At 57.0% G+C, this 22,161-nt stretch carries 21 protein-coding genes and 5 tRNA genes; 19 read left to right on the top strand and 7 right to left on the bottom strand.

Translation table 11 applies throughout. From position 1 onward, the window contains the following. Positions 1 to 10: 10 nt before the first annotated feature. Genes srlB through srlA form a run of 3 tightly spaced genes read right to left on the bottom strand, consistent with a single transcriptional unit; the run spans position 11 to position 1,905 of the window. Positions 11 to 373: a PTS glucitol/sorbitol transporter subunit IIA gene (srlB, locus tag ACOTW6_RS18325; protein ID WP_017382785.1), complete on the bottom strand. Its 363-nt coding sequence runs from the start codon at positions 371 to 373 to the stop codon at positions 11 to 13. Positions 374 to 385: 12 nt separating this feature from the next. Beyond that, the gene (gene srlE, locus ACOTW6_RS18320) at positions 386 to 1,345 is read right to left on the bottom strand and encodes a PTS glucitol/sorbitol transporter subunit IIB (protein WP_047052123.1); all 960 of its coding nucleotides are present in this window, start codon (positions 1,343 to 1,345) and stop codon (positions 386 to 388) included. Then, entirely contained in the window at positions 1,342 to 1,905 is a 564-nt protein-coding gene (srlA, locus tag ACOTW6_RS18315) for a PTS glucitol/sorbitol transporter subunit IIC (RefSeq protein ID WP_015571673.1), read from the bottom strand. Before srlA ends, srlE begins: the two co-directional genes overlap by 4 nt. Before the next feature lie 251 nt (positions 1,906 to 2,156). Between srlA and mltB the strand changes: the two genes are divergently transcribed. From mltB to ACOTW6_RS18220, 19 genes are all read left to right on the top strand, one after another. Next, complete coding sequence (mltB, locus tag ACOTW6_RS18310) at positions 2,157 to 3,257, top strand: lytic murein transglycosylase B (protein ID WP_015571672.1); 1,101 nt, start codon at positions 2,157 to 2,159, stop codon at positions 3,255 to 3,257. Between the two features lie 289 nt (positions 3,258 to 3,546). Then, positions 3,547 to 4,200, top strand: coding sequence for a metal ABC transporter ATP-binding protein (locus ACOTW6_RS18305; RefSeq protein ID WP_121478652.1), 654 nt, complete (start codon positions 3,547 to 3,549; stop codon positions 4,198 to 4,200). Continuing rightward, positions 4,197 to 5,057 (top strand): metal ABC transporter permease, encoded by an 861-nt coding sequence (locus ACOTW6_RS18300; protein WP_015571669.1) that lies wholly within the window; start codon positions 4,197 to 4,199, stop codon positions 5,055 to 5,057. The genes ACOTW6_RS18305 and ACOTW6_RS18300 overlap by 4 nt, the downstream gene beginning before the upstream one ends. A gap of 14 nt (positions 5,058 to 5,071) precedes the next feature. Further along, positions 5,072 to 5,950, top strand: a complete 879-nt coding sequence (locus tag ACOTW6_RS18295) for a metal ABC transporter substrate-binding protein (RefSeq protein WP_121478654.1) — start codon at positions 5,072 to 5,074, stop codon at positions 5,948 to 5,950. Positions 5,951 to 6,080: 130 nt separating this feature from the next. Continuing rightward, positions 6,081 to 6,578: a nicotinamide-nucleotide amidase gene (gene pncC / locus ACOTW6_RS18290; RefSeq protein WP_003862172.1), complete on the top strand. Its 498-nt coding sequence runs from the start codon at positions 6,081 to 6,083 to the stop codon at positions 6,576 to 6,578. Positions 6,579 to 6,667: 89 nt separating this feature from the next. Further along, complete coding sequence (recA, locus tag ACOTW6_RS18285; RefSeq protein ID WP_015571667.1) at positions 6,668 to 7,726, top strand: recombinase RecA; 1,059 nt, start codon at positions 6,668 to 6,670, stop codon at positions 7,724 to 7,726. Between the two features lie 68 nt (positions 7,727 to 7,794). Next, on the top strand, positions 7,795 to 8,295 hold the full coding sequence (gene recX, locus ACOTW6_RS18280) for a recombination regulator RecX (RefSeq protein WP_121478656.1): 501 nt from the start codon (positions 7,795 to 7,797) through the stop codon (positions 8,293 to 8,295). Positions 8,296 to 8,426: 131 nt separating this feature from the next. Continuing rightward, the gene (gene alaS / locus ACOTW6_RS18275) at positions 8,427 to 11,054 is read left to right on the top strand and encodes an alanine--tRNA ligase (RefSeq protein ID WP_421766273.1); all 2,628 of its coding nucleotides are present in this window, start codon (positions 8,427 to 8,429) and stop codon (positions 11,052 to 11,054) included. Positions 11,055 to 11,295: 241 nt separating this feature from the next. Further along, the gene (gene csrA / locus ACOTW6_RS18270) at positions 11,296 to 11,481 is read left to right on the top strand and encodes a carbon storage regulator CsrA (protein ID WP_000906486.1); all 186 of its coding nucleotides are present in this window, start codon (positions 11,296 to 11,298) and stop codon (positions 11,479 to 11,481) included. A gap of 342 nt (positions 11,482 to 11,823) precedes the next feature. Beyond that, positions 11,824 to 11,916: transfer RNA gene (locus tag ACOTW6_RS18265), tRNA-Ser, on the top strand. 4 nt (positions 11,917 to 11,920) lie between these two features. Then, positions 11,921 to 11,997 (top strand) — tRNA-Arg (locus ACOTW6_RS18260). A 64-nt stretch (positions 11,998 to 12,061) separates the two neighbouring features. Continuing rightward, a tRNA-Arg gene (locus tag ACOTW6_RS18255) sits at positions 12,062 to 12,138 on the top strand. A 29-nt stretch (positions 12,139 to 12,167) separates the two neighbouring features. Next, positions 12,168 to 12,244: transfer RNA gene (locus ACOTW6_RS18250), tRNA-Arg, on the top strand. A 161-nt stretch (positions 12,245 to 12,405) separates the two neighbouring features. Further along, positions 12,406 to 12,482 (top strand) — tRNA-Arg (locus ACOTW6_RS18245). A 117-nt stretch (positions 12,483 to 12,599) separates the two neighbouring features. After that, complete coding sequence (gene yqaB / locus ACOTW6_RS18240) at positions 12,600 to 13,166, top strand: fructose-1-phosphate/6-phosphogluconate phosphatase (RefSeq protein ID WP_015571665.1); 567 nt, start codon at positions 12,600 to 12,602, stop codon at positions 13,164 to 13,166. After that, positions 13,163 to 13,591, top strand: coding sequence for a YqaA family protein (locus ACOTW6_RS18235; RefSeq protein WP_017692791.1), 429 nt, complete (start codon positions 13,163 to 13,165; stop codon positions 13,589 to 13,591). The genes yqaB and ACOTW6_RS18235 overlap by 4 nt, the downstream gene beginning before the upstream one ends. 83 nt (positions 13,592 to 13,674) lie before the next feature. Next, positions 13,675 to 15,219: a glutamate--cysteine ligase gene (gene gshA, locus ACOTW6_RS18230; protein ID WP_062933550.1), complete on the top strand. Its 1,545-nt coding sequence runs from the start codon at positions 13,675 to 13,677 to the stop codon at positions 15,217 to 15,219. Positions 15,220 to 15,371: 152 nt separating this feature from the next. Continuing rightward, positions 15,372 to 15,887, top strand: a complete 516-nt coding sequence (luxS, locus tag ACOTW6_RS18225; RefSeq protein WP_062933551.1) for an S-ribosylhomocysteine lyase — start codon at positions 15,372 to 15,374, stop codon at positions 15,885 to 15,887. Between the two features lie 53 nt (positions 15,888 to 15,940). Beyond that, entirely contained in the window at positions 15,941 to 16,705 is a 765-nt protein-coding gene (locus tag ACOTW6_RS18220; RefSeq protein ID WP_003862181.1) for an AraC family transcriptional regulator, read from the top strand. On the opposite strand, the gene leuA is transcribed toward ACOTW6_RS18220, so the two are convergent. The 4 genes from leuA to emrR all read right to left on the bottom strand — a co-directional run bounded on the left by leuA (position 16,692) and on the right by emrR (position 21,944). After that, complete coding sequence (gene leuA / locus ACOTW6_RS18215) at positions 16,692 to 18,347, bottom strand: 2-isopropylmalate synthase (RefSeq protein WP_062933552.1); 1,656 nt, start codon at positions 18,345 to 18,347, stop codon at positions 16,692 to 16,694. The two genes, ACOTW6_RS18220 and leuA, sit on opposite strands and share 14 nt — an antisense overlap. Positions 18,348 to 18,546: 199 nt before the next feature. Continuing rightward, positions 18,547 to 20,094: a multidrug efflux MFS transporter permease subunit EmrB gene (gene emrB, locus ACOTW6_RS18210; protein WP_006811709.1), complete on the bottom strand. Its 1,548-nt coding sequence runs from the start codon at positions 20,092 to 20,094 to the stop codon at positions 18,547 to 18,549. A 16-nt stretch (positions 20,095 to 20,110) separates the two neighbouring features. Beyond that, positions 20,111 to 21,283 (bottom strand): multidrug efflux MFS transporter periplasmic adaptor subunit EmrA, encoded by a 1,173-nt coding sequence (gene emrA / locus ACOTW6_RS18205; RefSeq protein WP_017382776.1) that lies wholly within the window; start codon positions 21,281 to 21,283, stop codon positions 20,111 to 20,113. 130 nt (positions 21,284 to 21,413) lie between these two features. Further along, positions 21,414 to 21,944, bottom strand: a complete 531-nt coding sequence (gene emrR / locus ACOTW6_RS18200) for a multidrug efflux transporter EmrAB transcriptional repressor EmrR (protein ID WP_017694792.1) — start codon at positions 21,942 to 21,944, stop codon at positions 21,414 to 21,416. Positions 21,945 to 22,161: the final 217 nt, after the last annotated feature.

The following is a 22,161-nucleotide window of genomic DNA, read 5'->3' as shown; positions in this document are numbered from 1 at the left end:
CTCTCCTTTATTACGAAATAAATTTTAACGTGCAGCCTGGGGTGACAGCCTGCGGAACCGGCCCCTCAACGTGAACCGTGCCGGGATACTCCGCCCGCGGCTGGCCGTCGAAACGCAAGGTGATGTGCCCCAGCTCGCGCAGGTTTTGCTCGGCGACCTCACCGACGGCGGTTACGGCATAGCGCGCCTTGCCCAGCTCCAGCTGGCCACCGGCCTTCAGCTCGCCGTTCAGCTCGCCGTGGCAGTGGATGAAGCAAAACTCTTCGATATCCGCAGGCGCCCCTTCGCGGAAGGTGATCAGCATCTGGTCGCTCAGCGCATCGGCCGCGCTCTGGCCGATGCGGGTAATGGTGGTCTGGTAAATCACGGTCATGGCAGGAACCTCTTATTGATAAATAAAGCCGGAGACAAACCAGGCAATTAGCACCGTTGGCGCGCCCGTCAGGAAGCGGCTCACCAGCACGGAGGGGACGCCCACGCGCACGGTCTCCTGGCGCGCTTCCGCCAGCGACAGCCCGACGGGGATGAAGTCGCACGCCGCCTGAGCGTTAATGGCAAACAGGGCGGGCAGGGCGAGGTGCGGGGGAATATTCCCCAGACCAATCTGCACGCCAATCAGCACGCCGATGACCTGGGCAATCACCGCGCCCGGGCCAAGAAACGGCGACAGCAGCGGGAAGGAGCAGATCAGCGCCAGCGTCACCAGGCCGAGCGGGTGGCTGGCGAGCGGGGCGAGGCCGTGGGCAATCCAGTCGCCGAGGCCGGAGGCCATGATGATGCCGATCAGCGCCGAGACGAACGCCATAAACGGCAGAATGGTTTTCAGCACCGTGTCGATGGTGTCGCGCCCGGACTGGAACAGCACCGCCACGGCGGACCCCATCCCCATCCCGACCTTCGCCAGCAGGCCGTCGCTCTGCTCGGTGATCTTCTTGCTGGTGTCGTAGTCGCGCGGGGCCGCTTTTTGCGGCGCGGATGTGCCATTCACCAGCGTGATGTTGTCCTCCTTCACCCCAGAGACATAAATATCCTCAAGGATGTACTGCGCCAGCGGGCCTGACTTGCCCGTGGAGTGAATATTCACCGTCGGAATGCGGCGCTTCGGATAGATGCCGCAGCGCAGGGTGCCGCCGCAGTCGATGACCGCCACGCCGATTTCCGCTTCCGGCGGCTCGCCCTCTTTGAAGCCGTCGACCGCTTCCCAGCCGGTCAGCTCGCGCAGCGTGTCGACGATCGCCGGGCGCGTGCCTGCGGTGATGTAGACGATCTTTTTGCCTTCGGTGGCGTCGAACTCCAGAGGGCCGCCCCAGCCGCCCGTGCCTTTCTCTATGCGGATCCGGTTCATACTGTGGCTCCCGAAAGCTGAACTTTCTCATCAAGCTGAATGCCCATTTTTTTCTCAAAAATGGCGGTAGTGAGGTCCGTTACCCAGCCGCGGAAGAAGTTGGTCACCAGGCCGACCAGCAGATAGCTCACTGCCAGCGGGCCGAGCGGCAGTCCCAGCGTAGTGAGACCGCTGGCAATCCCGAGGTAAACAAACAGCTCGCCGGGGTTAATGTGCGGGAACAGGCCGTTCATTGAATGGCAGCTGTAGGAGGCGGCGGCGTAATAACTCGGCTTGTACTTCTCTGGCATAAAGCGGCCGAGGCTTAAGGTCATCGGGTTGCAGAACACAAAGGTGCCGATGAAGGGCAGGATCAGGTAGCGGGACAGCGGATTGCCGGCACAGCGCTGGGCGAAGCGTTCAATACGCTGCTGGCCGATAAAGTTAATCAGCGCGTTCATGATCACCAGCAGGCTGATCAGCAGGGGCAGGATCCCGGTCACCATGCCGGTGAAGACCTCGCCGCCTTTCTGAAACAGCCCGATGAACCACTCGGCGCCGTGGGTGATGGTTTCTATCATTCTTCTCTCCTGTAGGGCGTTTGTTTTTGTCTATCTGCGGCTAATAATAATCACTTTGAAAGGTTTTAAAGTGTTAATCAGGTCTCACAATGAAAGAAAAATGTATTATTTTGAAAGTTTATTGGTGAGGTGAATAATTTTTGGTGGAAAAAAGCGCGGATTTGCGCTGAGGAGGTGCGTACCGCTTCCTTGAGGAGTTGGGGATGCTTTACCATACTGGGTTCTTACCGAACTCGTTAAATGGATGCCACATGTTCAAGCGTCGTTATGCAGCGCTGTTGCCTGCGCTTATTCTCCTGTCCGCCTGTAGTAGCAAACCCAAGACCGAAGCCGCTCAGCCAACGGCGGGCGCGCCTTCCGGAGGATTCCTGCTGGAGCCGCAGCACAATATGATGCAGATGGGCGGCGACTTCGCGAATAACCCTGCGGCCGAACAGTTCATCGATAAAATGGTGAGCAAGCACGGTTTTGACCGCCAGCAGCTGCATGCCATTTTGTCTCAGGCGAAGCGTCTGGACTACGTGCTGCGCCTGATGGACAGGCAGGCGCCGACGGCCCAGGTGCCGACCGGGCCAAACGGCGCGTGGCTGCGCTATCGCAAACAGTTTATTACCCCGGACAACGTGCAGAATGGCGTGGTGTTCTGGAATCAGTATGAAGACGCCCTGAACCGCGCGTGGCAGGTCTATGGCGTGCCGCCGGAGATCATCGTCGGTATTATTGGGGTCGAGACCCGCTGGGGACGCATTATGGGTAAAACCCGCATCCTCGATGCGCTGGCGACGCTCTCCTTCAACTACCCGCGCCGCGCCGAGTATTTCTCTTCCGAGCTGGAAACCTTCCTGCTGATGGCGCGAGACGAACAGGACGATCCGCTCGATCTGAAAGGGTCGTTCGCCGGTGCAATGGGCTACGGCCAGTTTATGCCGTCATCCTATAAGCAGTACGCGGTAGATTTTAACGGGGATGGTCACATCAACCTGTGGGATCCCGAAGATGCCATTGGCAGCGTGGCTAACTACTTCAAAGCGCACGGCTGGACGCCGGGCGGCCAGGTGGCGGTGCAGGCGAACGGCGAGGCGTTTGGTCTGGAAAACGGATTTAAAACCAAATACAGCGTGGCGCAGCTGGCAGCGGCAGGCTTAACGCCGTCGCAGCCGCTGGGCAATGTTGACCAGGTGAGCCTGCTGCGCCTGGATGTCGGAACCGGCTATCAGTACTGGTTCGGGCTGCCGAACTTCTACACCATTACCCGCTACAACCACAGCACGCACTATGCGATGGCGGTATGGCAGCTGGGGCTGGCGGTGTCTCAGGCGCGTGTGCCCGCAGCGTCACCGTTTAGCCAGTAAGCTACCCCGACGGGTAGGCCGGGTAAGGCAACGCCGCCACCCGGCATGGCTGCCCGTATCCTGACCCTCTCCCACGGGAGAGGGAAGTTTGCAGAAACATTTCGCCACACTCCCATTTCACTCCCGCCGTTTACATCTTAATCGTCTTTCATTATTGTTATGTTATAACATTCTTTTGAATTGAGATATCCATGTCCCTGTTTTCGCTCTCATCCCCGGTTCGGCTGCTGCTGGCGCTGGTGCTCATTCTGTTTCTCGGCCTGGCCGTGCGCTGGGCGGTGGCGTTGCCATGATCGTGATGAACGACCTGGTGGCGGGTTACGATCGTCAGCCCGTTACGCGCGCGCTGTCCGGCGTGATTGAACGCGGGAGCATGACCGCCATCGTCGGGGCCAACGGCTGCGGCAAATCCACGCTGCTGAAAACGCTCGCTGGCTTTATTCCGCCCGTCAGCGGTACGTTTCGCTGGCAGGGGAGACGTCCGGTGGTGGGCTGGCTGGCGCAGCGTCACGCGCTGGAGGCGCAATTTCCTCTGACCGTGCAGGACGTGGTGAGTATGGGCTGCTGGCCAGCAATATCACTGTTTGCCGGTTTTCGTCGGGATACCCGCATGCGCATTGCCGGCGCGCTGGAGCGCGTGGGGCTGGAGTCCATGGCGCTCTCCACCATTGATGAACTTTCCGGCGGCCAGTTTCAGCGCATGCTGTTTGCCCGCGTTTTGGTGCAGCAGGCGCCGCTGGTGATGCTGGATGAGCCTTTCACCGGCGTCGATGAAGCGACCTGCAACGTGCTGATGGATCTGATGCTGGAGATGTATATGCAGGGGCAGACTCTGCTGGCGGTACTGCACGACAGCGAACGCGTCTCGCGCCACTTCCCACAAACGCTGCGGCTGGATGCTGATACGCCGCACTGGAAAACCGGGCGGGTGAGGGTGGCATGATCTGGCATCTCTTCTTCCAGCCGTTTATTGAGTACGGCTTTATGCGGCGCGCGCTGGTGGTTTGCCTGGCGCTCTCCGTCAGCACCACTGCGCTGGGCGTATTTCTTCAACTGCGTCGGATGAGCCTGATGGGGGACGCCCTTTCTCACGCCATTTTGCCGGGTGTCGCGGTGGGCTATCTGCTCAGCGGGATGTCGCTGCTGGCAATGACTGTCGGCGGGTTTATTGCCGGGATCGCCGTTGCGCTGGTGGCCGGGCTGGTCAGCCGCCGCACGCCGCTTAAAGAGGATGCCAGCTTCGCAGGGTTTTACCTGGGCTCGCTGGCGCTGGGCGTCACGCTGGTGTCGCTGCGCGGTTCAAATGTCGATCTGCTTCATCTTCTGTTTGGCTCCATTCTCGCCGTGGATAGCGCGTCAGCCCTGTTCGTGACGGGCGTTTGCATGTTCACGCTCCTCACGCTGGCGATTTTTTATCGGGGGCTGGTCAGCGAAGCGTTTGATACCGCGTGGTTGCAGGTGAACGCGCGCTGGCTGCCCGGGATGTTACACGGTCTGTTTCTGGCGCTGCTGGTGCTCAACCTGGTAGCCGGTTTTCAGGTGCTCGGCACGCTGATGGCCGTCGGGCTGATGATGTTACCCGCCGTGGCGGCACGCTGCTGGGTGCGCACACTGCCAGGGTTACTTTTGATGGCGGGTATCAGCGGTATTTTTTGCGCGTGGCTGGGCTTAAGCCTTTCCTGGGCAGTGAGTCTGCCCGCCGGGCCCTCCATTGTGCTGACCGCCAGCGCATTGTTCTTTATTTCAGTTTTATTTGGCACGCGCAGCAGGCTGGCGGATAGCCTGCGGGCGCTTTTTTAACGCAAGGGGAAACGATGAAACGTACAGGATTAGCCGTGGCGCTCGCGCTCGGCATGATGACGCACGGCGTAATGGCGAAAACGCTTAATGTGGTGACCAGCTTTTCCATCCTGGGAGACATTACGCAGCAGGTTGGCGGCGATCGTGTGAAGGTGACGACGCTGGTGGGGCCGGACGGTGATCCCCATACTTTCGAACCTTCGCCCAAAGACAGCGCGGCGCTGAGTAAAGCTGACGTGGTGGTGGTCAATGGGCTGGGGCTGGAGGGCTGGCTCGACCGTCTGGTGAAAGCCTCCGGATTCAAAGGCCAGCTGGTGGTTGCTTCGGACGGCGTGAAAACGCACACGCTGGAAGAGGACGGTAAAACCGTGACCGATCCGCACGCGTGGAACAGCGCGGCGAACGGCGCGCTGTATGCGCAAAATATTCTCTCAGGGCTGGTGAAGGCCGATCCTGAAGATACGGCGGCGCTTGAAGCTACCGGTAAACCCTATATTGCGCAGCTCTCTCAGCTGGACGGTTGGGCTAAAAAGCGTTTCAGCGACATCCCACAGGCGAAGCGCAAAGTGCTGACCAGCCACGACGCCTTCGGCTATTTCAGCCGCGCCTACGGCGTGACGTTTATGGCGCCGCAGGGGCTGTCGTCTGAGAGTGAAGCCAGCGCGGCGCAGGTAGCAGAGATCATCAATCAGATTAAAGCTGACGGCGTGAAAACCTGGTTTATGGAAACCCAGCTTGACCCACGCCTGGTGAAGCAGATTGCGACCGCCACGGGCGCCCGGCCGGGTGGTGAACTTTACCCGGAAGCGCTGTCCGCGAAGGGCGGCGTGGCGGACACCTACGTCAAGGCGTTTCGCCACAATGTGGACACCCTCGCTAACAGCATGAAATAAGCGTCTCTCTGGCCGGTGCGCCCGCATCGGCTTTTTTCTGAAGCCCCCTCGTAAAACCCGACGCCCATCCCCATATTTGATGAGAAAGTGCTATCTTGTGCTGCATGTTTTTCTAAGGCCTGGAGCGAGAATGACTGACCATGAATTGATGCAGCTAAGCGAAGTGGTGGGGCTGGCGCTGAAACAACGCGGCGCGACTCTCACGACCGCAGAATCCTGCACCGGCGGCTGGGTGGCGAAAGCGATTACCGATATTGCTGGCAGTTCCGCCTGGTTTGAACGCGGCTTTGTGACCTACAGTAACGAGGCGAAAGCACAGATGATTGGCGTGCGTGAAGCCACGCTTGAGCAGCATGGCGCGGTCAGCGAGCCGGTGGTAATCGAGATGGCGATTGGCGCGCTAAAAGAGGCGCGCGCAGATTACGCTATCTCCATCAGCGGTATCGCGGGGCCGGACGGCGGCAGCGACGTGAAGCCTGTCGGCACCGTCTGGTTTGGCTTTGCCACCTCAAAAGGTGAAGGGATCACCCGCCGGGAATGCTTCAGCGGCGATCGCGAAAGCGTGCGTCGTCAGGCAACGGAATACGCGTTAAAAACGCTCTGGCAACAATTTCTACAAAATACTTGATACTGTATGACTATACAGTATAATTGCCTCAACAGAACAGAAGTCCATGGTGAAGCGCAGTTGCTTCTCCCGGCATGACAGGAGTAATAATGGCTATCGACGAAAACAAACAGAAAGCGTTGGCGGCAGCACTGGGCCAGATCGAAAAGCAATTCGGTAAAGGCTCCATCATGCGCCTGGGTGAAGACCGTTCCATGGATGTGGAAACTATCTCCACTGGTTCGCTTTCTCTTGATATCGCACTGGGCGCTGGCGGTTTGCCGATGGGCCGTATCGTAGAAATCTACGGTCCGGAATCGTCGGGTAAAACTACCCTGACGTTGCAGGTTGTTGCGGCGGCACAGCGCGAAGGTAAAACCTGTGCGTTTATCGATGCCGAGCACGCGCTGGACCCGGTCTATGCCCGTAAACTGGGCGTTGATATCGACAACCTGCTGTGCTCCCAGCCGGACACCGGCGAGCAGGCACTGGAAATCTGTGACGCGCTGGCGCGCTCAGGTGCGGTTGACGTGATCATCGTCGACTCCGTTGCGGCGCTGACACCAAAAGCGGAAATTGAAGGTGAAATCGGTGACTCTCACATGGGCCTCGCGGCACGTATGATGAGCCAGGCGATGCGTAAGCTGGCGGGTAACCTGAAGCAGTCCAATACGCTGCTGATCTTCATCAACCAGATCCGTATGAAAATTGGTGTAATGTTCGGTAACCCGGAAACCACCACCGGCGGTAACGCTCTGAAATTCTACGCTTCTGTCCGTCTGGATATCCGCCGTATCGGCGCGGTGAAAGAGGGGGATAACGTAGTCGGTAGCGAAACCCGCGTGAAGGTTGTGAAGAACAAAATCGCAGCACCGTTCAAACAGGCTGAGTTCCAGATCCTCTACGGCGAAGGTATCAACTTCCTCGGCGAGCTGGTTGACCTGGGCGTGAAAGAGAAGCTGATTGAAAAAGCGGGCGCATGGTACAGCTACAACGGTGACAAGATTGGTCAGGGTAAAGCGAATGCTATCTCCTGGCTGAAAGAGAACCCGGCGGCGGCGAAAGAGATTGAGAAGAAGGTGCGTGAACTCCTGCTGAACAACCAGGACTCTAAACCTGATTTCGTGGTCGACGGCGCGGATGCTGAAGAAACCAACGAAGACTTTTAATCCTCTCGGATAAAAATGAAGGGCTGCTGATGCGGCCCTTTTTGCATTTCTGAATCGACAGGTTTTTTATGAGTGAACCGACATCACGCCGACCAGCCTACTCACGCTTGCTGGATCGGGCCGTGCGTATTCTTGCCGTGCGTGACCATAGCGAACAGGAGCTGCGGCGGAAACTGTCAGCGCCCGTCATGAGCAAAAACGGTCCGGAAGACATTGATGCCACCGCGGAAGATTATGACCGCGTGGTTGCCTGGTGCTACGAGCATCACTATCTGGATGACGGCCGTTTTGCCGCTCGCTTTCTTGCCAGCCGTGGTCGTAAAGGCTATGGGCCAGCGCGTATCCGCCAGGAGCTGAACCAGAAAGGCGTCGCCCGTGAATCGATTGAAAAAGCCCTGCGCGAAAGTGAAATTGACTGGTGCGAACTGGCGCGTGAGCACGCGGTACGAAAGTACGGTGAGCCGCTGCCGCGTGAATTTTCAGAAAAAGTTAAAATCCAGCGCTTTTTGCTCTACCGCGGCTTCCTGATGGAAGATATTCAGGATATCTGGCGTAATTTTACCGATTGAACGCATGCGGGATTTTACTTCCCACTAAAGAAAACTTATCTTATTCCCACTTTTTCCAGTAGCTGGTCCGTCCAACTGTTTACAGATACAGATCTGCTGCGACATTTCGTTAGCTTGATTTCAGGATAATTATGAGCAAGAGCACCGCTGAGATCCGTCAGGCGTTTCTCGATTTTTTCCATAGTAAGGGACACCAGGTTGTTGCCAGCAGCTCCCTGGTACCGAACAATGACCCGACTCTGCTGTTTACCAACGCCGGGATGAACCAGTTCAAGGATGTGTTCCTTGGTCTCGACAAGCGTAATTATTCCCGCGCCACAACCTCACAGCGTTGCGTGCGTGCGGGCGGTAAACACAACGATCTGGAAAACGTCGGTTACACCGCGCGCCACCACACCTTCTTCGAAATGCTGGGTAACTTCAGCTTCGGCGACTATTTCAAACACGACGCCATTCAATACGCGTGGGAACTGCTGACCGGTGAAAACTGGTTCAATCTGCCGAAAGAGCGTCTGTGGGTGACCGTGTATGAGTCCGATGACGAAGCGTTCGACATCTGGGAAAAAGAAGTGGGTATCCCTCGCGAACGTATCATCCGTATCGGTGACAACAAAGGCGCGCCTTACGCGTCTGATAACTTCTGGCAGATGGGCGACACCGGCCCTTGCGGTCCGTGCACCGAGATCTTCTACGATCATGGCGACCACATCTGGGGCGGCCCTCCGGGAAGCGCGGAAGAAGATGGCGATCGCTACATTGAGATCTGGAACATTGTCTTCATGCAGTTCAACCGTCAGGCCGACGGCACCATGGAGCCGCTGCCAAAACCGTCCGTAGATACCGGTATGGGCCTTGAGCGTATCGCGGCCGTTCTGCAACACGTTAACTCCAACTATGAGATTGACCTGTTCAGCACCCTGATCAAAGCCGTTGCTGAGGTAACGGGCGCAACCGATCTGAGCAACAAATCACTGCGCGTTATCGCAGACCATATTCGTTCCTGTGCGTTCCTGATCGCTGACGGCGTTATCCCGTCGAATGAAAACCGTGGCTATGTGCTGCGTCGTATCATTCGTCGTGCGATCCGCCATGGCAACATGTTGGGCGCGAAGGACACCTTCTTCTATAAACTCGTTGGGCCACTGATTGGCGTGATGGGCTCTGCTGGTGATGAGCTGAAACGCCAGCAGGCGCAGGTTGAACAGGTTCTGAAAACCGAAGAAGAGCAGTTTGCCCGTACGCTGGAACGCGGTCTGGCGCTGCTGGACGACGAGCTGGCGAAACTCAAGGGCGACACGCTGGATGGCGAAACCGCTTTCCGCCTGTACGACACCTACGGCTTCCCGGTTGATCTGACCGCGGACGTTTGCCGCGAGCGCAACATCAAAGTTGACGAAGCAGGCTTTGAAGCCGCAATGGAAGAGCAGCGTCGTCGCGCGCGTGAATCCAGCGGTTTTGGCGCGGACTACAACGCGATGATCCGCGTTGATAGCGCGTCTGAATTTAAAGGCTACGAAGAGCTGGCCCTGACCAGCAACGTGACCGCGCTGTTTGTTGACGGTAAAGCCGTAGACAGCATTAGCGCGGGTCAGGACGCGGTTGTTATCCTGGATAAAACGCCTTTCTATGCGGAATCGGGCGGCCAGGTTGGCGATAAAGGCGAACTGAAAGGCAATGGCTTCAGCTTCAGCGTAAGTGATACCCAGAAATACGGTCAGGCAATTGGTCACCAGGGCAAACTGGTTTCCGGCTCTCTGAAAGTGGGCGAGGGCGTTCAGGCCAACGTTGACGAAGCTCGCCGCGCGCGCATTCGTCTGAACCACTCGGCAACCCACCTGATGCACGCAGCCCTGCGCGAAGTGCTGGGTACGCACGTTGCACAGAAAGGTTCTCTGGTTAATGACAAAGTGCTGCGTTTCGACTTCTCGCATTTTGAAGCGATGAAGCCGTCTGAAATTCGTGCGGTGGAAGACCTGGTGAATGCCCAGATCCGCCGCAACCTGCCAATCGAAACCCACATCATGGATCTCGAGGCAGCGAAGAAGAAAGGTGCGATGGCGCTGTTTGGCGAGAAATATGACGACCGCGTTCGCGTGCTGAGCATGGGCGATTTCTCTACCGAACTGTGTGGCGGTACTCACGCATCCCGCACCGGTGACATCGGCTTGTTCCGCATCGTTTCCGAGTCGGGGACGGCGGCAGGCGTGCGCCGTATTGAGGCGGTGACCGGGGAAGGCGCGATTGCCAGCCTGCATGCGCAGAGCGACCAACTGCACGAGATCGCGCAGCTGCTGAAAGGCGATAGTCAGAACCTGGGCGAAAAAGTGCGTGTCGCGCTGGATCGTACCCGTCAGCTGGAAAAAGAACTCCAGCAGCTGAAAGAACAGGCTGCGGCGCAGGAGAGCGCAAACCTCTCCAGCAAAGCGGTAGACATTAAGGGCGTCAAACTGCTGGTCAGCGATCTGGCGGGCGTTGAGCCTAAGATGCTGCGTACCATGGTCGACGATCTGAAGAACCAGCTTGGTTCGACGGTTATCGTGCTGGCAACGGTCGCAGAGGGTAAGGTTTCTCTGATTGCGGGCGTCTCTAAGGATGTGACGGATCGTGTTAAAGCAGGGGAACTGATTGGCATGGTCGCCCAGCAGGTGGGTGGCAAAGGTGGCGGTCGTCCGGACATGGCGCAAGCCGGTGGTACGGATGCGGCGGCACTTCCCGCGGCATTAGCCAGCGTTGAAAGCTGGGTAAGCGCGAAACTGTAATAACTACAAAGCACAAGCAGACGCCATAGCGGTAACGTTATGGCGTCTTGCTCACTGCGCTATCGATAACGATAAAGTCAGGTTGAGTTTGTGTATATCGGCTAAACTTACGTTTAACAGAATGTGATGCCGTGACTGCTTACACTTTACGTGTTTGTCATCGCTTACTTTTTGGCGTTATATGATGGATAATGCCGGGATACAAGAGACCCGACTCTTTTAATCTTTCAAGGAGCAAAGAATGCTGATTCTGACTCGTCGAGTTGGTGAGACCCTCATGATTGGGGATGAGGTCACCGTGACAGTTTTAGGGGTAAAGGGTAACCAGGTACGTATTGGTGTTAACGCTCCTAAAGAAGTATCTGTCCACCGTGAAGAGATCTACCAGCGTATCCAGGCTGAAAAATCCCAGCAGTCCAGTTACTGATATTGTCGCGTCTCGCTGTCGGGCGAGACGCAACCCTCCTGCTATTTTTCCTGCATAAAGTTACCGTTCTATTTCAAACGCTTCGTTTTTGACCACTCTTATAATCTTATCTCACCTAAAAGACGCGCTTCTCTCAACACAATTCTGTGAAGATGCCTGCAAAATCCGCTTATAAAACACTCTCTTTGCGGCTTTTACATGCGAATTGCGTGCGAATTGTGCAAACGAAAAAAGCATGTGGAAAATTGTTTGACTTATAAGTCTCAGAAAGTAATATATGCGCCACGCAGCGACGAGAAGCTCTTAACGAGTTGCTCGAAGCACTCGAAAGAGGCGTTGTGTGGTGAGGTGGCCGAGAGGCTGAAGGCGCTCCCCTGCTAAGGGAGTATGCGGTCAAAAGCTGCATCCGGGGTTCGAATCCCCGCCTCACCGCCATTTTGCATCCGTAGCTCAGCTGGATAGAGTACTCGGCTACGAACCGAGCGGTCGGAGGTTCGAATCCTCCCGGATGCACCATCTATTACTTCATATTGCTTTCGAAGTGATATGAATATCGAGCAGTACAGTAGTAAATCCCGATGCATCCGTAGCTCAGCTGGATAGAGTACTCGGCTACGAACCGAGCGGTCGGAGGTTCGAATCCTCCCGGATGCACCATTTACTATTTCTGAAAGCAGTTCCCTGATGCATCCGTAGCTCAGCTGGATAGAGTACTCGGCTACGAACCGAGCGGTCGGAGGTTCGAATCCTCCCGGATGCACCATATTCTCCGAGATAACAGCGATACTGTTGTTTCAAGGTCTGCGAGTTAATCGCAAGCACCAGGGAGGATAACGTTGCTTTAGCAACGGCCCGAAGGGCGAGGCGCAGCCGAGTAATCCTCCCGGATGCACCATTTACTGTTTCTAAAAGCATTTCCCCGATGCATCCGTAGCTCAGCTGGATAGAGTACTCGGCTACGAACCGAGCGGTCGGAGGTTCGAATCCTCCCGGATGCACCATATTCTCCCCCTTTGTTTATTCCTTCGACGTTTCGTCAGCAATCACTCTCTCTGTCAGCGACAAAAATCCCCTTTTACGATAAAGTAATGCTTTGTTAATCGTTTAGCGAGAGCACGATGTACGCACAGTATGACGGTTTGATCTTCGACATGGACGGCACCCTCCTGGATACCGAACCCACACATCGTCAGGCCTGGACCGAAGTCCTGGGCCGTTACGGTATGCGTTTCGATTTACAGGCGATGATTGCCCTCAACGGATCGCCCACCTGGCGTATCGCACAGGCCGTGATTGAGCTGAATCAGGCCGATCTCGACCCGCATCAGCTCGCGCGTGAAAAAACCGACGCGGTAAAAGCCATACTGTTAGACACCGTGCAGCCTTTACCACTCATTGACGTCGTCAAGGAGTGGCATGGGCGTCGTCCTATGTCTGTCGGTACGGGCAGCGAGAGCGCGATTGCTGAAGCGCTCCTCAACCACCTTGGCCTGCGCCACTATTTTTCTGCCGTCGTTGCTGCCGATCATGTTAAACATCACAAACCCGCACCGGATACCTTCCTGCTCTGTGCAGAATTAATGGGTGTTCCACCTGCAAAATGCGTGGTGTTTGAAGATGCTGATTTTGGCATTCAGGCCGCGCGTGATGCCGGAATGGCGGCGGTGGACGTTCGCTTACTGTGAGTGACGCGCTGTCACTCGCTTCATTATTCGCCAGCAGTTTTTTAAGCTCCACCCTCTTACCGGGGAATTCGGAAGTGGTGCTGGTGGCGATGCTGTTGTCCGGCGTAAGTCAGCCCTGGTTGCTGGTCTTAATAGCAACAATGGGTAATAGCCTTGGAGGGCTGACTAACGTTATTCTTGGACGTTTCTTTCCGCTACGCGAAAAATCTCGCTGGCAGGAAAAGGCAGTGGGCTGGCTAAAACGCTATGGCGCTGCCACGCTGTTATTAAGCTGGATGCCTGTAATAGGCGATTTACTGTGTCTGCTGGCGGGATGGATGCGCATCTCCTGGGGACCGGTGCTCTTTTTTTTGTGCCTTGGCAAGGCGTTACGCTATGTTTTACTGGCATGGGTAACACTACAGGGTATGACGTGGTGGCACTAATTGGTGGAATGAATTCGCGACCTTCAATCGTCAACCATTACAATTATGCTGAGTGACAATTTTTTGACAGGCGGGAGGTCAAATTGATCCCGGACGTATCACAGGCGCTGGCCTGGCTGGAAAATCACCCTCAGGCACTGAAGGGGATTCAGCGTGGGCTTGAGCGCGAAACGCTGCGCGTAAATGCGGATGGTAGCTTAGCGACTACGGGACACCCGAAGGTGTTAGGCTCGGCGCTGACACATAAATGGATCACAACCGATTTCGCCGAAGCGCTGCTGGAGTTCATCACGCCAGTAGACGGTGATATTGATCATATGCTGACGATCATGCGCGACGTGCATCGCTTCACCGCCCGCAATCTTGGCGACGAGCGTATGTGGCCGCTCAGCATGCCGTGCTATATCGAGCAGGGGCAGGATATCGAGCTGGCGCAGTACGGCACCTCGAATATTGGTCGGCTGAAAACGCTGTATCGCGAAGGACTGAAAAATCGCTACGGCGCACTGATGCAGACGATCTCTGGCGTGCACTACAATTTCTCTCTGCCGATGGCGTTCTGGCAGGCGAAATGCGGTGAAACGGATAAAGAAGCGATCTCCGCGGGCTACTTCCGCCTGATCCGCAACTACTACCGTTTTGGCTGGGTTATTCCGTATCTGTTCGGCGCGTCCCCGGCCATCTGTTCATCGTTCCTGCAAGGGAAACCGACCACGCTGCCGTTCGAGAAGACCGAATGTGGCATGTATTACCTGCCGTACGCGACTTCCCTGCGCCTGAGCGACCTTGGCTATACCAATAAATCGCAAAGCAATCTCGGAATTACGTTTAACGATCTGCACGAATATGTGGCAGGCTTGAAGCGGGCGATAAAAACCCCGTCGGAAGAGTACGAAAAAATCGGCCTCGAAAAAGACGGTAAACGCCTGCAAATTAACACCAACGTGTTGCAGATTGAAAATGAACTGTATGCGCCGATTCGTCCGAAGCGCGTGACGCGCAGCGGTGAAACGCCGTCGGATGCGCTACAGCGCGGCGGGATTGAATACATTGAAGTGCGCTCGCTGGATATCAACCCGTTCTCACCGATTGGCGTTGACGAGCAGCAGGTTCGCTTCCTTGACCTGTTTATGGTCTGGTGCGTCCTGGCGGATGCGCCGGAAATGAGTTCCGACGAACTGCTTTGTACCCGTGCCAACTGGAATCGCGTGATTCTGGAAGGGCGCAAGCCGGGTCTGACGTTAGGTATTGGCTGTGAAACGGCTCAGTTCCCACTGTCTAAGGTAGGGAAGGATCTGTTCCATGACCTGAAGCGCGTAGCCCAGACGCTGGACAGCGTGTACGGCGGCGAAGCTTACCAGAAGGTCTGCGACGAACTGGTTGAAAGCTTTGATAACCCGGAACTGACATTCTCAGCACGTATTCTGCGTTCTATGATTGAGCAGGGAATTGGTGGCACAGGGCGTTCACTCTCAGCGGAGTACCGTGAGATGCTGATGCAGGAGCCGTTAGAGATCCTGAGCGAAGCGGATTTTGTGGCAGAGCGCGATGCGTCCGTTGTGCGTCAGAAAGAGGTCGAAGCGGCGGATACGGAGTCGTTTGAGGCGTTTCTGGCGAAGCAGGCCTGAACCAAAAGAAAAAGGCCACATCGCTGTGGCCAAAATATACATCTCTGAATTCAGGGATGATGATAACAAATGCGCGTCTTTCATATACTCAGACGCGCATTCTGTAGAAGAGTTCAGTTTATTTTAAAAAAAATCACTATCGGAGGTGACGTATGCCGTTATTAGATAGCTTTACTGTCGACCATACCCGTATGGAAGCACCCGCAGTCCGCGTGGCGAAGACCATGAACACCCCGCACGGCGACACGATCACCGTTTTCGACCTGCGCTTCTGCGTGCCGAATAAAGAAGTGATGCCAGAGAAAGGCATTCACACGCTGGAACACCTGTTCGCCGGATTCATGCGCGACCACCTGAACGGCAACGGCGTGGAGATCATCGATATCTCTCCGATGGGCTGCCGCACCGGTTTCTACATGAGCCTGATTGGTCAGCCTGATGAGAAACGCATCGCGGATGCGTGGAAAGCAGCGATGGAAGACGTGCTGAAGGTGAAAGAGCAGAACCAGATCCCTGAGCTGAACGTTTACCAGTGCGGCACTTACCAGATGCACTCTCTGGAAGAAGCTCAGGAGATTGCCCGTCATATCATCGAACGTGATGTTCGTGTAAACAGCAATGACGAGCTGGCCCTGCCAAAAGAAAAACTTCAGGAACTGCACATTTAGTATCGTGCCTGTGGATGCCCGGTGGCGCTTCGCTGACCGGGCCTACAATCCTGATGACGACAACCACCACCTTCTCCTTTACCCATCGCCCGCTTGTGCCGTTTTCGCATGATTATGCTCATGGCGACAGCGAGCCGTGGCATCAGCACGACTGCGCGCAGCTCCTGCACAGCCTCACCGGCGTCGTGCGGGTGGATACCGCATCCGGCTGCTGGGTGGTGCCGCCCGGTCGCGGCGTCTGGCTACCTGCGGGTACGCAGCACGCCCTGCGCATCACCGGCAACGTTGCCGCCCGCACGCTGTTTATCGACCCGCTGGCGCGCGCCGATCTCCCGGCGACCTGCCAGATCGTGCAGATCTCGCCCCTGCTGCGCGAGCTGATCCTGACCTCCCTTACGCTTCCTGAATCTTACGCACCCGGAAGCCGCGATGAACGTGTTTATGAGCTGATCCTCGATGAAATTCGCCTCATGCCGGTACTGCCGTTTCACCTGCCCGAGCCGGAAAGCGAAGCGCTGCGCCACCTCTGCCAGCAGATTCGAATGGCCCCGGGAGAAAGCTGGAGCAGCGCCCAGGCCGCAGGTATTGTGGGGATGAGCGAACGCACGCTGAACCGTCATTTTCAGCAGCAGACAGGCCTGAGCTACGGCGAGTGGGTGAGAAGGGCGCGACTGCTGGAAGCCTTAGTGCGGCTGGCGCAGGGCCAGCCGGTATTACGCGTGGCGCTGGATCTGGGGTATGGCAGCCACAGCGCCTTTACGGCAATGTTTCGTCGGGTGATGGGTCTCTCACCCAGCGATTACTTCAGGAATGACTGACCGCGTTAAAAAGCGCCTGAATCGACGCGCGCGCCACGTCGCTGTCGATGCCCACGCCCCAGCGGCTGGTCCCGTCCTGGAACAGGCAGCGGATATAGGCCACCGAGCGGCTGTCGCTACGTTCGCCTAACGTATGTTCGTGATAATCCTTAATCACAAACGGCGCGTTGATCCAGCGGCTTAAGCCGTGAGCGGCGGCGGAGAGCAAACCGTTCCCCTGACCTTCCAGCTGGCGGGTGCCCCCTTGCGTGGCGACGCTTGCCGTCAGCCGCAGCTGGCCGTCCTGCTGGCTGTCGCTGCGGTACGATTGCAGCGCTAATGGCGGGCTCGCCACCAGGCCGTAGCGGGCGCGGAACAGCTGCCAGAGCGCATTCTGCGTCATCTCTTTTCCATGGTTATCCGTTTCCTGCTGCACGTGCTGGCTAAAATCCTGTTGCAGGGCGCGAGGCAATTTCAGACCATGGTTTTGCTCAATAAGCCAGGCGCTTCCGCTTTTTCCTGACTGGCTGTTCACGCGGATCACCGCTTCATAGGTACAGCCAATATCCTGCGGGTCGACGGGCAGATAGGGCATCTCCCAGCGTTCGCCAGGCTTACGGGCATCGAAACCTTTCTTGATGGCATCCTGGTGCGAGCCGGAGAAGGCGGTGTAAGCCAGACGACCGGCCCACGGATGGCGCGGATGGACGGGCAGCTGGTTGCAGGTTTCTACCGTTTCAACCACCCGATTCATATCGCTGAAATCCAGATTCGGGCTAATGCCCTGGCTGTAGAGGTTCATCGCCAGCGTCACCAGGCAGACGTTGCCCGTGCGCTCACCGTTACCAAACAGGCAGCCCTCCACGCGGTCAGCCCCGGCCATGACGGCCAGCTCCGCGCTGGCGACGCCCGTTCCGCGATCGTTATGCGGATGTACGCTGATACAGACGTCACTGCGGCGGCTGAAGTGGCGGCAGAAATACTCGATCTGGTCGGCATAGACGTTCGGCGTGCTCACTTCGACGGTCGCGGGCAGGTTGACGATCATCGGACGCGCCGCGCACGGCTGCCAGATCTCCGCCACGGCTTCACAAATCTCCAGCGCAAACTCCGGTTCGGTAAAGCAGAAGGTTTCCGGGGAGTACTCGTACTGCCAGCGGGTGTCAGGGTTCTCTTCACACAGCTGACGAATCAGGCGCGTCGCGCGCGTCGCCAGCTCGACGATTTGCGCTTTCTCCATGCCGAATACCAGACGGCGGAACAGCGGGGCGGTGGCGTTATACAGGTGAACGGTGGCCTGCTTCGCGCCGCGCAGGGAGTCGAAAGTGCGACGGATAAGATCGTCCCGCGCCTGCGTTAACACCTGAATGGTGACGTCATCCGGGATGCGGTTCTCCTCAATCAGCTGGCGCACAAAATTGAAGTCCGTCTGCGAGGCGGACGGGAAGGCGACTTCTATTTCTTTAAACCCGCAGCTCAGCAGCAGATCCCAGAATTGCAGCTTGCGCGCGCTGTCCATCGGCTCGGCCAGCGCCTGGTTACCGTCGCGTAAGTCGGTCGAGAGCCAGCGCGGGGCGCGGGTGATAATCTGCTCCGGCCAGCGGCGGTCGGGCAACGAAAGGGTGGGGTAAGGCTGGTATTTGTCGGCGGGTGTGTTCAGCATGGTGCGCTCCTGTTGTCTTTTCACTATCGTGAATCGATTTCAGGCGCGCTGCTTTATCGGAACTGACAATCGCTGTCGCGTTTTGGACAAGGGGGGCGATTGTTGCCCGGTGGCGGCTACGCCTTACCGGGCCTACGGATGTGCCGGTTATCGTAGGCCGGGTAAGGCGTAGCCGCCACCCGGCAACCCGAGCACAGAGCTAGTGCGCCCCACCGCCCCCGCTACCGGCCCCAAACGGTGGTTTGGCAAACCACACCAGCCCCAGCAGGACGATGAAGATCCCCGCCGATATCCAGAAAATCTCGTTTGCCGAGATAATCAGCCCCTGGTTGGTGATCTGCTGGGCAAGCCAGCCGGACGCCTGCTGCTCCGTCATCCCCATCCCCTCAAGCTGGCTATACATCTGCTGAGCGTTAGGGTTGAACGGGTTCACCGCTTCGGTGAGTTGAGCATGGTGCATCGATTCCCGGTTGGTCCACAGCGTGGTGGTGATCGATGTCCCGATGGAGCCCGCCAGCGTACGGGTGAAGTTCGACAGGCTCGATGCCGCCGCCATCCGCTCAGGGGGCAAGCCGGAGAGCGTAATGGTGGTCAGCGGCATAAAGAAGCATGCTACGGCGAAGCCCTGAATAAACTGCGGCCACGCGGAGGCGCCAAAGTCCATTCCCGGTTCAAACGTATACGCGCGCCAGTAGAAGCACACGGCGTACATGATGAAGCTGAACGTCACCAGCCTGCGCATGTCGAGCTTATGGGCGAAACGGCCAATAATCGGCGACAGCAGAACCGGAATTAACCCCACCGGCGCGGAGGCCAGCCCCGCCCAGGTTGCGGTATAGCCGTACACCTCCTGCAACAGCTGCGGCAGCAGAACAATCGCGCCGAAGTAGAGCATATAGGCGAGGCTGATACAGAGGCAGCCGATGGTGAAGTTTCGCGATTTAAACAGCGAGAGGTCGACTATCGGATTATCGTCCGTCAGCTCCCAGACAATCAGGAAGCTGATGGCCACCACGGCGACCACCGTCAGCACAATGATTTCCGTAGAGGCAAACCAGTCCAGCTCTTTGCCGCGGTCGAGCATGATTTGCAGGCTGCCGATGCCGACAACCAGCAGAGCCAGCCCGATGCCGTCGATCCGCCGCTGTTCGGTCCGCGTTTCGCGACCACGCAGAGACTGTAGCGTCATCAGCACCACCAGCGCACCGATGGGCACGTTGATGAAGAAGATCCAGCCCCAGTGATAGTTATCGCTGATATAGCCGCCGAGGATTGGCCCGCATATCGGGGCGACGATCACCGTCATCGACCACAGCGCGAGCGCGATGGAGCGCTTGGCGGGCGGATAGTTGTTCAGCAGCAAACTCTGCGACAGCGGAATCAACGGCCCGGCGACAATCCCCTGGATGACGCGGAAGAAAATCAGCATCGTCAGGCTGCTGGACATGCCGCAGGCCCAGGAGGCCAGCACGAACAGGATCGTCGACCAGAGGAACAGCTTCACTTCACCGACGCGCTTCGCCAGCCAGCCGGTGATGGGAATGGAGATGGCGTTCGCCACCCCGAACGAGGTAATGACCCAGGTCCCCTGGCTCAGCGATGAGCCAAGGTTCCCGGCGATCGTAGGGATCGCCACGTTTGCGATGGTGGAGTCCAGCACCTGCATGAATGTCGCCAGCGACAGCGCAATGGTCATAATGACCAGCTGCGCCCCCTCCAGCGGTTTTTGCGGCTTTTGCTGTTGCATAACGCTCACCTTCGGCTTAACCGGCGTTTGCCTTCACGATGTCATCGATCAGCTTATTGACCGGATCGAGGCTAATTTCACGGGCGTTACTTTCATAAGCTGGCGTACTGCGCACCTGGCTTGCGAGGATCTGACCGTCGCGGTTGGCGGTATCGACCGTCACCAGCGTGGAAAGGCCAATTCGCAGCGGATGGTCTGCCAGCTGCTTAGGATCCAGCTCGATACGCACAGGCAAGCGCTGAACCACTTTGATCCAGTTGCCGGTGGCGTTCTGTGCAGGCAGCAGGCTGAACGCGCTGCCGGTCCCCATGTCCAGACCGACCACTTTTCCGGTGTACTTAACGTCATCGCCGTAAATATCGCTGACCACGGTCGCGGTCTGGCCGATACGCATATGCGCCAGCTGGGTCTCTTTGAAGTTCGCATCGACCCACAGATTGTTCGCCGGAACGACCGCCATTAGCGGCGTGGTGGTGCTAATCTGCGCCCCTGGCTGTACGGAACGACGGGAAACGTAGCCGGTCATCGGGCTGACGATTTTGGTACGTTGCAGGGCAAGCCATGCGTTACGCACTTCGGTCGCCGCCTGTTTCACCGCTGGCTGGTTTTCCAGAGAAGTACCCAGCACCATCGCCTGATTAGCGTTGTACTGTTGGATCGCCACGTCCAGTTGCGCCTGTGCGCTGGCCACCGCGTCGCGGGCGTGCTGCAACTCTTCACGGCCAATCAGGTTGGCGGTGCCGAGAGGAACACGACGATTGAGGTCGCTCTGCGCCTGAGCCAGGGCCGTTTTCTGCACGTCGATATTGGCCTGAAGCTGCTTGCTGTTGATCATCAGCTGGCGGGTCTGGCGAACGCTGGAGGCCAGCGCCGTCTGTGCTTTTTCAAACGCCTGTTGGGCGTCGGTCGGGTCGAGCGTGACCAGCACATCGCCTTTTTTCACAAAGTCGGTGTTATCAGCCCAGACTTTCGTCACGCTGCCTGACACCTGCGCCATGATTTGAACCTGATTCCCTGCCACGTATGCATCGTCTGTCTCTTCAACATGACGCAAGACTAAAAACCAATAGATCCCATATGCCACGGCAATAATAATAAAGAGCAAGGTCAGCAGAATAAGGGCGCTCTTACGTTTGCCCTTTTTGTTGGCCGGTTGCTGCGGGAGGGTGTTCTCCGCATTTGCGCTCATTGTTGTTCTCCACGATCTTTTTATTTTCACATCGGCTGAGCCGACCTGTTGTCAGAAAGGCCAGCAGTTTCACGTGCTGGCCTGTCAGTTTTTCTTTTTAGCAATCTGGAATGTTGAGCGGATCGTCGCGTTAGCGCAGCGCCTCAAGGATGACGCCGTCTTCATCCATCTGGTCCAGACGGGTGAGCAGCTTGCGAGTAATGTGCTCAAGCTGGTCGCGCTCGGCGGTGCTGAGGGCAGACCAGAGCTGGTGCAGGCAGTTGTGCTGCGGTGGCAGCACTTCGCGCAAGAATTCGTGACCTTTCTCGGTCAGTTGCAGATGCAGGCAGCGGCGATCGTTATCGCTTTCACGGCGTTCAATCCAGCCGCGCTTTTCCAGTTCATCCGCGATACGGGTCGCATTGGTACGGGATGACCCCAGCGCACAGCTCAGTTCCGACGGCTGAATGCTGTGATTTTCCTGAGACTCCAGCGTAATCAACGCCATAAACAACGTCTCGTTAATCCCTTGCGCTTTCAGCATCTTGTTACGATTTTCCAGCAGCTTACCCTGCATGTGCATGCACAGGCGGGTCAGCAGGATTTCCTGATACGGGAAGTCCTCATGACGACTGGCGCGGAACTTAAGCATTTGTTCAATGGGCGTAAACGAACTATCCATTTTGGGCATAACCTCATTAATTACAGCCGATATAGTAACGACAGTGACAAATAATGTAAATGAATTATTTGTGCGGTTATATCCGCCAAACGTATGTCACCATCAGAAAGCGCCGGGTAAATCCGTGACCCGGTGAGCACAGAGAGCGTGGGGTGTGTACCCGCGAAAGAGGGGATGTGAGGACAGGGGTCTGAACTATTCATGCCGGTAGTAAATA

It is taken from the genome of Enterobacter cloacae complex sp. IR5403 (assembly GCF_049238705.1).
Classification (GTDB): Bacteria; Pseudomonadota; Gammaproteobacteria; order Enterobacterales; family Enterobacteriaceae; genus Enterobacter; species Enterobacter hormaechei_C.
This window is presented reverse-complemented; position numbering and strand designations above follow the sequence as displayed.